At 70.1% G+C, this 15,302-nt stretch carries 10 protein-coding genes; 8 read left to right on the top strand and 2 right to left on the bottom strand.

Annotated elements, in window-relative coordinates; genetic code table 11:
- The first annotated feature begins 36 nt into the window (after nt 1-36).
- Entirely contained in the window at nt 37-1,452 is a 1,416-nt protein-coding gene (locus TN53_RS14355) for a sugar porter family MFS transporter (RefSeq protein ID WP_046258850.1), read from the top strand.
- Between the two features lie 288 nt (nt 1,453-1,740).
- Here TN53_RS14355 and TN53_RS14350 read toward each other — a convergent pair whose 3' ends face one another.
- Nucleotides 1,741-2,712 carry an LLM class flavin-dependent oxidoreductase gene (locus TN53_RS14350; RefSeq protein WP_046258849.1) on the bottom strand — a complete coding sequence of 324 codons (972 nt, stop codon included), beginning with the start codon at nt 2,710-2,712 and terminating at the stop codon, nt 1,741-1,743.
- 245 nt (nt 2,713-2,957) lie between these two features.
- Between TN53_RS14350 and ftsY the strand changes: the two genes are divergently transcribed.
- The gene (ftsY, locus tag TN53_RS14345; protein ID WP_046258848.1) at nt 2,958-4,160 is read left to right on the top strand and encodes a signal recognition particle-docking protein FtsY; all 1,203 of its coding nucleotides are present in this window, start codon (nt 2,958-2,960) and stop codon (nt 4,158-4,160) included.
- A gap of 160 nt (nt 4,161-4,320) precedes the next feature.
- On the opposite strand, the gene TN53_RS14340 is transcribed toward ftsY, so the two are convergent.
- Nucleotides 4,321-4,986 (bottom strand): bifunctional DNA primase/polymerase, encoded by a 666-nt coding sequence (locus TN53_RS14340; RefSeq protein WP_046258847.1) that lies wholly within the window; start codon nt 4,984-4,986, stop codon nt 4,321-4,323.
- A gap of 434 nt (nt 4,987-5,420) precedes the next feature.
- On the opposite strand from TN53_RS14340, the gene TN53_RS14335 reads away from it, so the two are divergent.
- From TN53_RS14335 to ftsH, 6 genes are all read left to right on the top strand, one after another.
- The gene (locus tag TN53_RS14335) at nt 5,421-6,914 is read left to right on the top strand and encodes a hypothetical protein (protein WP_046258846.1); all 1,494 of its coding nucleotides are present in this window, start codon (nt 5,421-5,423) and stop codon (nt 6,912-6,914) included.
- A gap of 314 nt (nt 6,915-7,228) precedes the next feature.
- Complete coding sequence (locus TN53_RS14330) at nt 7,229-8,566, top strand: ammonium transporter (RefSeq protein ID WP_046258845.1); 1,338 nt, start codon at nt 7,229-7,231, stop codon at nt 8,564-8,566.
- Entirely contained in the window at nt 8,563-8,901 is a 339-nt protein-coding gene (locus TN53_RS14325) for a P-II family nitrogen regulator (RefSeq protein WP_003997576.1), read from the top strand. The genes TN53_RS14330 and TN53_RS14325 overlap by 4 nt, the downstream gene beginning before the upstream one ends.
- Before the next feature lie 25 nt (nt 8,902-8,926).
- Entirely contained in the window at nt 8,927-11,380 is a 2,454-nt protein-coding gene (locus TN53_RS14320; RefSeq protein WP_046258844.1) for a [protein-PII] uridylyltransferase, read from the top strand.
- A 221-nt stretch (nt 11,381-11,601) separates the two neighbouring features.
- On the top strand, nt 11,602-13,155 hold the full coding sequence (ffh, locus tag TN53_RS14315; RefSeq protein WP_046258843.1) for a signal recognition particle protein: 1,554 nt from the start codon (nt 11,602-11,604) through the stop codon (nt 13,153-13,155).
- 104 nt (nt 13,156-13,259) lie between these two features.
- Entirely contained in the window at nt 13,260-15,200 is a 1,941-nt protein-coding gene (gene ftsH / locus TN53_RS14310; protein ID WP_046258842.1) for an ATP-dependent zinc metalloprotease FtsH, read from the top strand.
- Nucleotides 15,201-15,302 lie beyond the last annotated feature (102 nt).

Genomic DNA, 15,302 nt, shown 5'->3' with positions numbered 1-15,302 from the left:
ACCCGGCAGCGCTGCCGGTGGCCCGAGGAGTTCCACTTGACCAGCACAGCGGCACCCAAGTCAGGAGCGAGGTCGGCTCAGCCCGAGCACCTCGGTCACGTCATCTTCATCGCGGCCGCCGCCGCGATGGGAGGCTTCCTCTTCGGCTACGACAGCTCCGTGATCAACGGCGCGGTCGAGGCCATCCGGGATCGCTACGACATCGGCTCCGCAGCGCTGGCCCAGGTCATCGCCATCGCCCTGATCGGATGCGCCATCGGCGCCGCGACCGCCGGCCGGATCGCCGACCGGATCGGCCGCATCCGGTGCATGCAGATCTCGGCTGTCCTCTTCACGGTCAGCGCGGTGGGCTCGGCGCTGCCCTTCGCCCTGTGGGACCTCGCCTTCTGGCGCGTCGTCGGTGGCTTCGCCATCGGTATGGCCTCCGTGATCGGCCCCGCCTACATCGCGGAGGTCGCCCCTCCGGCCTACCGCGGTCGCCTCGGTTCCTTCCAGCAGGCCGCGATCGTCATCGGTATCGCCATCTCGCAGCTGGTCAACTGGGGCCTGCTGAACGCGGCCGGCGGTGACCAGCGCGGCAAGGTGATGGGTATCGAGGCCTGGCAGGTCATGCTCGGCGTCATGGTGATCCCGGCCGTTCTCTACGGCCTGCTCTCCTTCGCGATCCCCGAGTCCCCGCGCTTCCTGATCTCCGTCGGCAAGCGCGAGCGCGCCCGCGAGATCCTCAAGGAGGTCGAGGGCGACACCATCGATCTGGACGCCCGCGTCACCGAGATCGAGCACGCCATGAACAGCGAGCACAAGTCCACCTTCAAGGACCTGCTCGGCGGCAGCTTCTTCTTCAAGCCGATCGTCTGGGTGGGTATCGGCCTCTCGGTCTTCCAGCAGTTCGTCGGCATCAACGTCGCGTTCTACTACTCCTCGACCCTGTGGCAGTCGGTCGGTGTCGACCCGACGGAGTCGTTCTTCTACTCGTTCACGACGTCGATCATCAACATCGTCGGCACCGTGATCGCCATGATCTTCGTGGACCGCGTCGGCCGTAAGCCGCTGGCTCTCATCGGCTCGGTCGGCATGGTGATCGGTCTCGGTCTGGAGGCCTGGGCCTTCTCCTTCGACCTGGTCGACGGCAAGCTGCCGGCCGCGCAGGGCTGGACGGCCCTGATCGCCGCCCATATCTTCGTCCTCTTCTTCGCCCTGTCCTGGGGTGTGGTGGTCTGGGTCTTCCTCGGCGAGATGTTCCCGAACAGGATCCGCGCCGCCGCCCTGGGGGTGGCCGCCTCCGCGCAGTGGATCGCCAACTGGGCCATCACCGCGAGCTTCCCGTCGCTGGCGGACTGGAACCTCTCCCTGACCTACGTGATCTACACGGTCTTCGCCGCGCTCTCCATCCCGTTCGTCCTCAGGTTCGTGAAGGAGACGAAGGGCAAGGCGCTGGAGGAGATGGGCTGAGCGGCCCGTACGAACTCGGGGGGGACGGGCCCGATCCCCGCTGCCCTTCTCCCCGGATCCGGCCGCCGCCCCCGACCCGGTCACTGCCCGGTTCGGGGGCGGCGGTGTGAAGGAAGCGGGCCCTCAGCGAGCGCACCACGCCGAGCCCCGCACGGCCTGGCGCCACGCCTCGAAGCCGGCCGGGCCGTCGCCCCGCTCAGGTGTGTCGAGCACCTCGAACTCCCTGCCGGGCCTCGGCGGACCACATCCGCATCGAGGCTCACGCGCCCCGGTGGGCCACCGCACAGGTCAGTCCGTGAGCGCCGGCAGCACCTCCTCCGCGAACAGCCGCAGACTCCGCCACCCCTCCTCCAACGGCATACCGCCCGCCAGCGGATGCAGGACGAGGTTGCCGAGGCCCTGCGCCACGCACTCGGACGGCGTCAGGATCCGGTACACCCCCTCGGCGCGCAGCTCGTCCACGCTCGTGGCCCCCGACTTCACGGCGGACCGGATGTCCCCGGACTGCCAGGAGGCGTACGTCCGGGCCTCGTGCAGGAAGCAGGAGCCGTACGTGTCCCACGCCCGGTCCGGGTCCTCGGCGATGTGCAGCAGCGGTGTCTCGGCCGCGGGCATCATGGTCCAGCCCTCGGTGCCGTACTCGACGAGCCGCTCCTTGTAGTACGCCTCCAGCTCCGGCAGATGCGCGCTGGGGAAGAACGGCAGGCCCAGGCGCGCGGCCCGGCGTGCGGCGGCTCGGGAGGAGCCGCCGACCAGGAGCAGGGGGTGCGGGTCGGTGCAGGGGCGCGGGGTGACCCGTACCGTACGGCCTCGGTACTCGAACTCCTCGCCGGTCCAGGCCTTGAGCAGCGTCTCCAGCAGTTCGTCCTGGAGCTTGCCGCGCCGCTTCCAGTCCACGTCGAACTGGGCGTACTCCTCGGGCCGGTAGCCGATTCCCGCGACCGTCACCAGGCGGCCGCCGCTCAGCAGATCCAGTACGGCGATCTCCTCGGCCAGCCGCAACGGGTCGTGCAGCGGGCCGATGATCGCCGAGACCGTGACCGCGATGCGGTGGGTCGCGCCGAACAATGCGCCCGCGAAAGCGAACGGCGAGGGCAGCCAGTTGTTGGCGACGCCGTGGTGCTCCTCGGTCTGCACGGTGGTGATCCCGTGCTCGTCGGCGTACGCGGCCATCTCCAGGGCGGCCTGGTAGCGGGCCCGGAGGGAGGCGGGGGTGGCGCCGGGTTCGACGAGGTTGAAGCGTACGACCGTGACGGGCATGGGTTCCCCCTCGATGCACTGGACGGTGGAGGGGGACGCTAGCTGACGATGCGTCAGATGGCCATGGTCGTGAGCCCTCGGACGAGGCCGCCGCCGGGCCGAAGCCGCCCCGGCATCAGGAGGCGGTGGTGCTCATGGGGCGCGATCATGCTTTCGTCTGATTAAGCCTCTACTGGGCCTTTTGTCCTTTGGTGGAATGTGCAGGCTGGGTCCGGCAGGGGCCCATGACTGATACTGGACAGGTTATGGAAACCGTCATCCTTGCTGTAGTCATCGCCGTGGTCGTGCTCGGTGTGCTCGGCGGGCTCGTCGTCGGCAGCCGACGTAAGAAGCCGCTGCCCCCGCCGCCTCCCGCAGCGCCCGACATCACCGCCCCTCCGGCCGAGCCGCACATCGGCGACGAGGCCGAGACGCCCCGCGACGAACCGCGCCGGACGATAGAGGAGGTGGATCTCCCGGACGGCTCGGCCCCGGCCGCCGTCGAGGAGCCGCCCGCTCTCGAAGTCCCCGAGATCGAGGTCCCCGAGCCCACGGCCGGACGGCTAGTCCGCCTGCGCGCGCGCCTCTCCCGCTCCCAGAACGCGCTCGGCAAGGGGCTGCTCACGCTCCTGTCGCGCGAGCACCTCGACGAGGACACCTGGGAGGAGATCGAGGACATTCTCCTCACCGCCGACGTCGGCGTCGCCCCCACCCAGGAACTGGTCGAGGGCCTGCGCGAGCGCGTGAAGGTGCTCGGCACCCGAACCCCCGTGGAGCTGCGCAGCCTGTTGCGCGAGGAGCTCCTCAAGCTGCTCGGCACCGACTTCGACCGCACGGTCAGGACCGAGCCCGAGACCAGCAAGCCCGGCATCGTGATGGTCGTCGGTGTCAACGGCACCGGCAAGACCACCACCACCGGCAAGCTCGCCCGGGTCCTGGTCGCCGACGGCCGCAGCGTGGTCCTCGGCGCCGCCGACACCTTCCGTGCCGCAGCCGCCGACCAGCTCCAGACCTGGGGCGACCGGGTCGGCGCCCACACCGTCCGGGGCCCCGAGGGCGGCGACCCCGCCTCCATCGCCTTCGACGCGGTGAAGGAGGGCAAGCAGATCGGCGCGGACGTCGTGCTGATCGACACCGCCGGGCGCCTCCACACCAAGACCGGGCTCATGGACGAGCTCGGCAAGGTCAAGCGGGTCGTGGAGAAGCAGGCACCGCTCGACGAGGTGCTGCTGGTGCTGGACGCCACGACCGGACAGAACGGCCTCGTGCAGGCCCGTGTCTTCGCCGAGGTCGTCGACATCACCGGCATCGTGCTGACCAAGCTGGACGGCACGGCCAAGGGCGGCATCGTGATCGCGGTCCAGCGGGAGCTGGGCGTGCCGGTGAAGCTGGTGGGTCTTGGCGAGGGTGCGGACGACCTGGCGCCCTTCGAGCCGGAAGCGTTCGTGGATGCACTGATCGGTGAGTAGAACTCACCCGCTGTCGGTGGGGAGATTGCCTCCACACGAAGAAGTGCCCGCCCCCAAGGTGCAGTTGGGGACGGGCACTTGCCTTTGCGCCTGAACCGGCGCCGCTCTCGCGGAGGTGGTTGCTCGCCGTCGGGGCCCTCCGCCGCGTATGTCCGGAGTCCTACGCCCGCGACCGGTGCGCCACATACGCCAGTGTCCCCAGCAGCAGCCTCGCCGCCGGCGGTTTCGTCGCCGAGTCCAGCGCGGGGGAGCGCAGCCAGTCGACCGGGCCCAGGCCGGCGCGGTCCGAGGGCGGGGCCGTGATGTGGGTGCCGGGGCCCAGGCCGCGCAGGTCCAGGGAGGTCGGGTCGTCCCAGCCCATGCGGTAGAGGAGCTCGGGGAGTTCGGCCGCGGCGCCGGGGGCGACGAAGAACTGGGCGCGGCCCTCGGGGGTCGCCGTCACCGGGCCGAGGGGGAGGCCCATGCGCTCCAGGCGGACCAGGGCGCGGCGGCCGGCGGGTTCCGCCACCTCGATCACGTCGAAGGCCCGGCCGACCGGCAGCATCACCGAGGCGCCCGGGAACTCGGCCCAGGTGCCGGTCACTTCGTCCAGGGTCGCCCCGGCGGGCACCTCCGGTGCGAAGTCCAGCGGGTGCGCGCCCGGTGCCCGGCAGTCCGCCCGGCCGCAGGAGCAGGCGCCCGCGGCGGCCCGGGCGCCCGGGACGACGTCCCAGCCCCAGAGCCCGGTGAACTCGGCCACGGCGGTGCACTCCGACGAGCGGCCGCGGCGACGCGAGGAGGACCGGATGTCGCGGATCCCCCGACTGCTGCCGATCGTGAAGCCCATGCCCCCTCCAACGGGTCCGACGCACCGGTGGTTACGAGACATGCACGGAAAGTGACCTGAGTGGTGCCCCTGAACGTCTACTCGGCGCCCGGATGTGCCCCGGGTGGTGCGCCCGGTCTTGTGCGCCCCTGAGTGCACCGTTCCGCCCACTCCCGGCTGTCCTATGTCAAGTGAATCGCGTGCGGGCGACCGTGAGTTCATTCGAAGGGGTGGCGAATGGTGGCGTTTCCGGGATCGCCATGGCTGGAGGGGTGATCGTAGGATTACTTTGAGTGCACGAGTCCTGGGGGCACATGCACTTGTGGGTATGCCGGAGGCAAGTCGGTATCCCGTTCGAAGGGTGAGAAGTACCGGACGGGCGGCCGTATTTACCGGCATTCTGATAGGGCTTGGCGCACTCAGCGACAAGTGGTCTCAGGGATGGGGGCGTTCCAGTGAGCGGCAACGGCGAAAGTGGAACGGGCGCCGGCAGCGCGGCGAACGGCGACAAGCGCCCCAATGAGCTGCTCACCTCGTGGTTCGTGCGCAGCGGCTGGTCGAAGGGTGAACTCGCCCGCCAAGTCAACCGCCGGGCCCGCCAGTTGGGCGCCAACCACATCTCCACCGACACCTCACGCGTCCGCCGCTGGCTGGACGGCGAGAATCCGCGTGAGCCGATCCCCAGGATCCTGTCGGAGCTGTTCTCCGAGCGGTTCGGCTGTGTCGTCTCGGTCGAGGATCTCGGCCTGCGCGCCGCCCGCCAGTCACCGTCCGTGTCCGGGGTCGACCTGCCCTGGACGGGCCCGCAGACCGTGGCCCTGCTCAGCGAGTTCTCGCGCAGCGACCTGATGCTGGCGCGGCGCGGCTTCCTCGGGACCTCGCTGGCCCTGTCCGCGGGCCCGTCCCTCATCGAGCCCATGCAGCGCTGGCTCGTGCCCTCCCCGTCCGCCTCGCACCACGAGCCCGAGTCGGCGGCCGCGGCCCGCCGGGTCGGCCGGCTGTCCAAGCCCGAGCTGGACCTCCTGGAGTCCACCACCGTGATGTTCCGGCAGTGGGACGCCCAGTGCGGCGGCGGTCTGCGCCGCAAGGCGGTCGTCGGCCAGCTGCACGAGGTCACGGACCTCCTCCAGGAGCCCCAGCCGGACACCACGACCCGCAAGCTGTTCAAGGTCGCCGCCGAACTGGCGGAGCTCGCGGGCTGGATGTCGTACGACGTCGGGCTCCAGCCGACCGCGCAGAAGTACTTCGTTCTGGCCCTGCACGCCGCCAAGGAGGCCGGCGACAAGCCGCTGGGCTCGTACGTCCTGTCCAGCATGAGCCGCCAGATGATCCACCTCGGCCGGCCCGACGACGCCCTGGAGCTGATCCACCTCGCGCAGTACGGCAGCCGGGACTGCGCGAGTCCGCGCACCCAGTCGATGCTGTATGCGATGGAGGCCCGCGCCTACGCCAACATGGGACAGCCCGGCAAGTGCAAGCGTGCCGTCCGGATGGCCGAGGACACCTTCGCCGACTCCGAGGAATGGGACGAGCCGGACCCCGACTGGATCCGCTTCTTCTCCGAGGCCGAGCTGCACGGCGAGAACTCCCACTCCTACCGTGACCTGGCCTATGTCGCCGGCCGCAGCCCCACGTACGCCTCCCTGGCCGAGCCCGTGATGCAGCGGGCCGTGGACCTCTTCGCCAAGGACGCCGAGCACCAGCGGTCGTACGCACTCAACCTGATCGGCATGGCCACCGTGCACCTGCTCCAGCGCGAGCCCGAGCGCAGTGCGGTGCTGGCCGAGGAGGCGATGCATATCGCCAAGAAGGTTCGCTCCGAGCGGGTGAACACTCGTATCCGAAAGACGGTGGACACGGCCGTACGCGATTTCGGTGATCTCGCCGAGGTTGTGGATCTCACCGAGAAGCTCGGCATCGAGCTTCCGGAGACGGCCGAAGCAGTCTGAATTCCTTGAGCCCCGGCCGCGGCCGGCCCTCCCGAACTGCCCGACTCGGCTCCCCCATGCCAGGTCATCGGAAGGCCGACCGCGGCCGGTTTCTTGCCTTCACCGAAGGTTGCGCCACGATAACGATCCTTCTGGCGAACATCCGGCAGTTCATCGAGGCGTAACACGTAAGGCGCCTTCGTCACGGCGGCGAAACAACGAGGGGCTTCCAACGAAACCGCGCTGCGCCAATCTCATGGCGCATAACCGGCCCACCCCTCAAATCCGCTCAGGCTTCGCCCGCACGGGGCCGTACCAATGACGAGGAGACGCCGATGGCACCAGCCATCACGATGGCGGCAGACGTAGAGCTGTCGCCCGCCAACACGGGCTTCATGCTCATCTGTTCCGCCCTGGTGCTGCTCATGACTCCGGGTCTGGCCTTCTTCTACGGAGGCATGGTCCGCGTCAAGAGCACCCTGAACATGCTGATGATGAGCTTCATCAGCATGGGGATCATCACCATCCTGTGGGTGTTGTACGGCTTCTCCATGGCCTTCGGTGCCGACAAGGGCAGCCTCGTCGGCTGGACGTCGGACTTCGTCGGCCTCAGCGGGATCGACAAGGGTGACCTCTGGCTCCCGTACAACATCCCGGTCCTGGCCTTCATGGTCTTCCAGCTGATGTTCGCGATCATCACGCCCGCCCTGATAAGCGGTGCGCTGGCCGACCGTGTGAAGTTCTCCGCCTGGGCGCTGTTCATCGCGCTGTGGGCCACGATCGTGTACTTCCCCGTCGCCCACTGGGTCTGGGGTACCGGCGGCTGGGCCTTCGACCTGGGCGTGATCGACTTCGCCGGTGGTACGGCGGTCCACATCAACGCCGGTGCCGCGGCGCTCGGCGTGATCCTGGTCATCGGCAAGCGCGTCGGCTTCAAGAAGGACCCGATGCGCCCGCACAGCCTGCCGCTGGTCATGCTCGGCGCCGGTCTGCTGTGGTTCGGCTGGTTCGGCTTCAACGCCGGTTCGTGGCTCGGCAACGACGACGGCGTCGGCACGCTGATGTTCGTCAACACGCAGGTCGCCACCGCCGCCGCCATGCTGGCCTGGCTCATCTACGAGAAGATCCGCCACGGCGCGTTCACCACGCTGGGCGCCGCCTCCGGCGCGGTCGCCGGTCTGGTCGCCATCACCCCCTCCGGTGGTGCGGTCACCCCGATCGGCGCGATCGCGGTCGGTGCCATCGCCGGTGTCCTGTGCGCCATGGCCGTCGGCCTGAAGTACAAGTTCGGCTACGACGACTCGCTCGACGTCGTCGGTGTCCACCTCGTCGGCGGTGTCGCGGGCTCGGTCCTGATCGGCTTCTTCGCCAGCGGCAAGGGTCAGTCGGACGCGACCGGTGTCTTCTACGGCGACCACTCGTGGACCCAGCTGTGGAAGCAGCTCGCCGGTGTCGGCGGTGTCCTCGCCTACTCCCTGATCGCCTCCGCGATCCTCGCCTTCATCCTCGACAAGACCATCGGTATGCGGGTCACCGAGGACGAAGAGGTCGCCGGTATCGACCAGGCCGAGCACGCCGAGACCGCATACGACTTCAGCGGCGCCGGTGGCGGTGCCGCCAAGGCCCCCGCGGCCCCGGCCGCCGCAGGAGCGAGCAAGAAGGTGGACGCATGAAGCTCATCACCGCCGTCGTCAAGCCCCACCGGCTCGACGAGATCAAGGAAGCCCTCCAGGCCTTCGGAGTGCACGGCCTGACGGTCACCGAGGCGAGCGGCTACGGTCGTCAGCGGGGCCACACCGAGGTCTACCGCGGTGCCGAGTACACCGTCGACCTGGTCCCCAAGATCCGCATCGAGGTCCTCGCCGAGGACGACGACGCCGAACAGCTGATCGACGTCATCGTCAAGGCCGCCCGCACCGGCAAGATCGGTGACGGCAAGGTCTGGTCCCTGCCGGTCGAGACGGCCGTACGGGTCCGGACCGGCGAGCGCGGACCCGACGCGCTCTGACAGAAGAAGATTTAGGAGCTGCTGGGTGTCGAGTACGGACGTGCGAAAAGAAGCAGAAGACTCGGGACCCAGCGGCTATGCGGCGGCCCGGCTGCGCCTCCTCACCGAGGGGGCGCAGTCCGGGCCGCCGCGCCGTTCGGCCCTCGCCGAGCTGACGGACGACTGGTTGGCGGGGCTCTTCGACACGGGCGCCGAAGCGCTGCGCGGGGTCTCCCTGGTCGCGGTCGGCGGCTACGGCCGTGGTGAGCTGTCCCCGCGCAGCGACCTGGACCTGCTCCTGCTGCACGACGGCAGCGACTCCGGCGCGGTCGCGACCCTGGCCGACCGTCTCTGGTACCCGGTCTGGGACCTGGGCCTCGCCCTCGACCACTCCGTGCGGACGCCTGCCGAAGCCCGCAAGACGGCCGCAGAGGATCTGAAAGTCCAACTCGGTCTCCTGGACGCCCGCCACCTCGCCGGTGATCTGGGCCTGACCGCCGGACTGCGCACCGCCGTCCTCGCCGACTGGCGCAACCAGGCGCCCAAGCGCCTCCCCGAGCTCCAGGAACTGTGCGCCGAGCGCGCCGAGCGCCAGGGCGAGCTCCAGTACCTGCTGGAGCCGGACCTGAAGGAAGCCCGCGGCGGACTGCGGGACGCCACCGCCCTGCGCGCCGTCGCCGCCTCCTGGCTGGCCGACGCCCCGCGCGAGGGCCTCGACGACGCCCGGCGCCGGCTGCTCGACGTACGCGACGCCCTGCACCTCACCACCGGGCGCGCGACCGACCGGCTCGCGCTCCAGGAGCAGGACCAGGTCGCCGCCGAGCTCGGACTGCTCGACGCGGACACGCTGCTGCGGCAGGTGTACGAAGCGGCGCGGGTCATCTCGTACGCCAGTGATGTCACCTGGCGCGAAGTGGGGCGCGTGCTGCGTTCGCGTGCTGTGCGGCCGCGGCTGCGCGCCATGCTCGGCGGCGGCAAGCCGGTGGCGGACAGGTCGCCGCTGGCGGAGGGCGTGGTCGAGCAGGACGGCGAGGTGGTGCTCGCCCGCGCCGCGCGTCCCGAGCGTGACCCCGTGCTCCCGCTGCGGGCCGCCGCGGCCGCCGCGCAGGCGGGCCTGCCGTTGTCGTTGCACGCCGTACGGCGCATGGCGGCCAATGTGCGCCCCTTGCCCACGCCCTGGCCCGCCGAGGCCCGCGAACAACTCGTGACCCTGCTCGGCTCCGGCGCCCCGACGATCGATGTCTGGGAGGCGCTGGAGGCGGAGGGACTGATCACACGACTGCTCCCCGACTGGGAGCGGGTGCGCTGCCGGCCGCAGCGCAACGCGGTGCACATCTGGACGGTCGACCGGCATCTCATCGAGACCGCGGTGCGGGCCTCGGAGTTCACCCGGCGCGTCCACCGTCCCGACCTGCTGCTCGTCGCCGCGCTGCTGCACGACATCGGCAAGGGCTGGCCCGGTGACCACTCCGTGGCCGGCGAGATCATCGCGCGCGACGTGGCGAGCCGGATCGGCTTCGACCGCGAGGACGTGGCGGTGCTCGCGTCCCTCGTACGTCATCACCTGCTGCTCGTGGACACGGCCACCCGGCGTGACCTGGAGGACCCGGCGACGGTCCGTTCGGTCGCCGAGGCGGTCCGTTCGCAGGGCACCCTCGAACTGCTGCACGCCCTGACGGAGGCCGACGCGCTGGCCACCGGGCCGGCCGCCTGGTCGTCCTGGCGGGGCTCGCTCGTCGCCGACCTGGTCAAGCGGGTCTCGGCCGTGCTCGCCGGCGACGACCCGGACGAACCCGAGGCCGCCGAGCCCACCGCCGAACAGGAGCGGCTCGCCATCGAGGCGATCGCGACGGGCAGCCCGGTGCTGTCGCTGCGCGCGCAGACCGAGGCGCCGGTCCTCGCGGAGGAACAGCCGGCCGGCGACCCCGAGCCGCTCGGTGTGGAACTGCTGATCGCCGTGCCCGACCGACCGGGCGTGCTGCCCGCGGTGGCCGGCGTGCTCGCCATGCACCGCCTGACCGTCCGCACGGCCGAGCTGCGCGCCCTGGACCTGCCCAACGGCGTCGAGGGCTCGGTGCTGCTGCTGAACTGGCGGGTGGCGGCGGAGTACGGCTCCCTGCCGCAGGCGGCGCGACTGCGCGCGGACCTCGTGCGGGCGCTGGACGGTTCGCTGGACGTCGCCGGGCGACTGGCCGAGCGGGACGCCGCGTATCCGCGCCGGCGCGGTGTGGTGGCGCCCGCGGCACGGGTGAGCGTCCATCCGGCCGCGTCCCGGTTGGCCACGGTGATCGAGGTACGCGCGCAGGACGCACCGGGGCTGCTGTTCCGGATCGGGCGGGCGCTGGAGGACGCGGGGGTGCGGATGCGCAGCGCGCATGTGTCCACGCTGGGCGCCAACGCGGTCGACGCGTTCTATGTCACGGGGCCCGAGGGGGCGCCGCTGCCGGGGGAGGAGGCGTCGAGCGTGGCGCGGAAGCTGGAGGAGACGCTGCGGGCGTGACCCGGCGGCCATGGTGCGCGACAGCCGGGTGTGTTCCCCGCTGACGCGGGGGTGATCCCAGGACGCCTCCGCGAGGCCGGCATGCGTGCGATCCGCTCCCCGCCGACGCCGGGGTTTCCGTCCCTGTCCGCTCAACCCAGCGGGCGGGGACGATTTGCTTGCCGGGCCGGATACCCTGGAGGGCAGTCCAAACGCCCCCGACTCCGAGGACCGACGCCGCCGTGTTCGATACCCTCTCCGACCGCCTCAGCGCGACTTTCAAGAATCTCCGCGGCAAGGGCAGGTTGTCCGAGGCGGACATCGACGCCACGGCCCGCGAGATTCGCATCGCCCTCCTCGAAGCGGACGTGGCCCTGCCCGTCGTCCGGACGTTCATCAAGAACGTGAAGGAGCGCGCACTCGGCTCCGATGTCTCCAAGGCACTGAACCCGGCCCAGCAGGTTCTGAAGATCGTCAACGACGAACTCGTCACGATCCTCGGCGGTGAGACCCGCCGACTTCGCTTCGCCAAGCAGCCGCCCACCGTGATCATGCTCGCGGGTCTGCAGGGTGCCGGTAAGACCACCCTCGCCGGCAAGCTCGGCCGCTGGCTGAAGGAGCAGGGCCACTCGCCGCTCCTCGTCGCCGCCGACCTCCAGCGCCCCAACGCCGTGAACCAGCTCAGCGTCGTCGCCGAGCGCGCGGGCGTGGCCGTCTACGCGCCGGAGCCCGGCAACGGAGTCGGTGACCCGGTCAAGGTCGCCAAGGACTCCATCGAGCACGCCAAGTCCAAGGTCCACGACATCGTGATCGTGGACACCGCCGGCCGCCTCGGCATCGACCAGGAAATGATGCAGCAGGCGGCAGATATCAGGGACGCCGTTTCGCCCGACGAGATCCTCTTCGTCGTCGACGCGATGATCGGTCAGGACGCGGTCAACACCGCCGAGTCCTTCCGCGACGGCGTCGGCTTCGACGGCGTGGTGCTCTCCAAGCTCGACGGTGACGCCCGCGGTGGCGCGGCCCTGTCGATCCGGCAGATCACCGGCAAGCCGATCATGTTCGCGTCGAACGGCGAGAAGCTCGAGGACTTCGACGCCTTCCACCCTGACCGGATGGCTTCCCGCATCCTCGACATGGGTGACCTGCTCACCCTGATCGAGCAGGCGGAGAAGACGTTCAGTCAGGAAGAGGCCGAGAAGATGGCCTCCAAGCTGGCGTCCAAGAAGGGCCAGGACTTCACCCTGGACGACTTCCTGGCCCAGATGGAACAGGTCAGGAAGATGGGCAGCATCTCCAAGCTGCTCGGCATGCTCCCGGGCATGGGCCAGATCAAGGACCAGATCAACAACCTGGACGAGCGCGACGTCGACCGCACGGCCGCCATCATCAAGTCGATGACCCCGGCCGAACGCCAGGACGCGACGATCATCAACGGCTCGCGCCGCGCCCGTATCGCCAAGGGCTCCGGTGTCGAGGTCAGCGCGGTCAAGAACCTGGTCGAGCGGTTCTTCGAGGCCCGCAAGATGATGTCCCGCATGGCCCAGGGCGGCGGCATGCCGGGGATGCCCGGGATGCCGGGCATGGGTGGCGGTCCCGGCCGCGCCAAGAAGCAGCCGAAGCAGGCCAAGGGCAAGCAGCGCTCCGGCAACCCGATGAAGCGCAAGCAGCAGGAGGCCGAGGAGGCCGCGCGCAAGGCCGCGGGCGCCCAGGGTGGCAACGCCTTCGGTGTGCCGGGCCAGCAGGCCCCGCAGGACTTCGAGCTGCCGGACGAGTTCAAGAAGTTCATGGGCTGACGGTTCGTTCCCGTACGACGCCGGGGGCACCCCCTGTTCCAGGGGGTGCCCCCGGCGTCGTAAGCGCGCATGCTGGGTTGGCTTTCCTGTCGTAACGTCCGGATATGAGCAACCCCACGCCGCCCCGCAAGTCCCCGGACCAGCTCTGGCGTACCGAGGGCACCCCGGAGGAGCCGCAGAAGCCGTCGCCCGGTGGGCGCAGGCCGCGTGGCGGCTGGTGGAGTCTCGTCGTCACCGCGCTGGTCGTGTTCCTGATCGCCAACCTTGTGCTGTCCTTCTTCAACGAGGGCGACGAGCCGACGATCTCGTACACCGAATTCAGCAAGCAGGTCGACGCCGGCAATGTCAGCAAGATCTATGCCAAGGGCGACGCGATCCAGGGCCAGCTCAAGAAGGAGCAGGACAACCCGGAGGGCGACGGGAAGTACACCAAGTTCAACACCGAGCGGCCGACCTTCGCGGACGACCAGCTCTGGGAGGACCTGACCAAGAACAAGGTCACCGTCACGGCCGAGCCGGTCGTCCAGCACCGCAGCTTCCTGTCCAACCTGCTGATCTCGCTGGCCCCGATGCTGCTCCTGGTCGTGCTGTGGATCTTCATCGCGCGGCGGATGAGCGCGGGGATGGGCGGCGCCGGCGGGATGCTCGGGCGCAAGGCCCCGCCCAAGCCGGTCGAGCTGGAGTCGGGGGAGAAACGCACGACGTTCCAGGACGTGGCGGGCATCGACGAGGTCGAGGGCGAGCTCAACGACGTCGTCGACTTCCTGAAGAACCCGGACGCCTATCGGAAGATGGGCGCCAAGATGCCGCGCGGTGTGCTGCTCGCGGGTCCGCCCGGTACCGGCAAGACACTGCTCGCGCGGGCCGTCGCCGGTGAGGCGGGTGTGCCCTTCTTCTCGGCTTCCGCGTCCGAGTTCATCGAGATGATCGTGGGTGTCGGCGCTTCACGCGTGCGTGAACTGTTCGCCGAGGCGCGCAAGGTGGCTCCGTCGATCATCTTCATCGACGAGATCGACACCATCGGCCGGGCCCGCGGTGGCGGCTCGGGCATGGGCGGCCACGACGAGCGCGAACAGACCCTCAATCAGATCCTCACCGAGATGGACGGCTTCTCCGGCTCGGAGGGCGTCATCGTCATCGCGGCGACCAACCGGGCCGACGTCCTGGACCCGGCTCTGACCCGTCCCGGCCGCTTCGACCGGGTGGTCATGGTCTCGCCCCCGGACCGGGGCGGCCGTGAGGCGATCCTGGAGATCCACACCCGCGAGATCCCGCTCGCCGACGGTGTCGACCTGGCCCAGGTCGCCCGTACGACCCCGGGCATGACCGGCGCCGAACTGGCCAACCTGGCGAACGAGGCGGCGTTGCTGGCGGTGAAGCGCAAGCAGGAGCGAGTCACACAGACCGACCTCTCGGAGGCGCTGGAGAAGGTCCAACTGGGCGCCGAACGCCCGCTGGTGATGCCCGAGGAGGAGCGCCGCCGCACCGCCTACCACGAGAGCGGCCACGCCCTCCTCGGCATGCTGCAACCGGGCGCCGACCCCGTCCGCAAGATCACCATCGTGCCGCGCGGGCGGGCCCTCGGCGTGACGCTGTCGACGCCGGACGCGGACCGGTACGCGTACACCGAGGAGTACCTGCGTGGCCGGATCATCGGCGCACTCGGTGGCATGGCCGCGGAGCACGTCGTCTACGGCGTCATCACGACCGGCGCGGAGAACGACCTCGAGCAGGTCACCAACATCGCACGCGGGATGGTGGCGCGGTGGGGGATGAGCGAGCGGGTGGGCCGGCTGTCCGCGCTCCCCAACGACGCCCAGCAGGCATACGGCCTGGCGGCCGCCCCGCAGACCCTCGACGTGATCGACGACGAGATGCGGCGCATCGTCGACGAGTGCTACGAGGAGGCCTGCCGCAAACTCCGCGACCACCGCGACCAGTTGGACGCCCTCGCCCAGGCCCTGCTGGCGAACGAGACGCTGGAGGAGACGGACGCGTACCGGATCGCGGGGATCACACGGCTGACGAAGGAGACGGAAGGCTGAGGCAGGCGGCTCGGTAGCGCCCCAACGGGGCTTGGGGCTGTACCGATATGCGGCTCCGCCGCGCGGGCGCGACCAGCCATGGCGAAGCCGCGGCCGAACGAC

Source organism: Streptomyces sp. WM6386 (genome assembly GCF_000972385.1).
GTDB lineage: Bacteria > Actinomycetota > Actinomycetes > Streptomycetales > Streptomycetaceae > Streptomyces.
The sequence above is the reverse complement of the archived record's forward strand: the minus strand, read 5'-3'. Positions and strand labels throughout refer to the sequence as shown.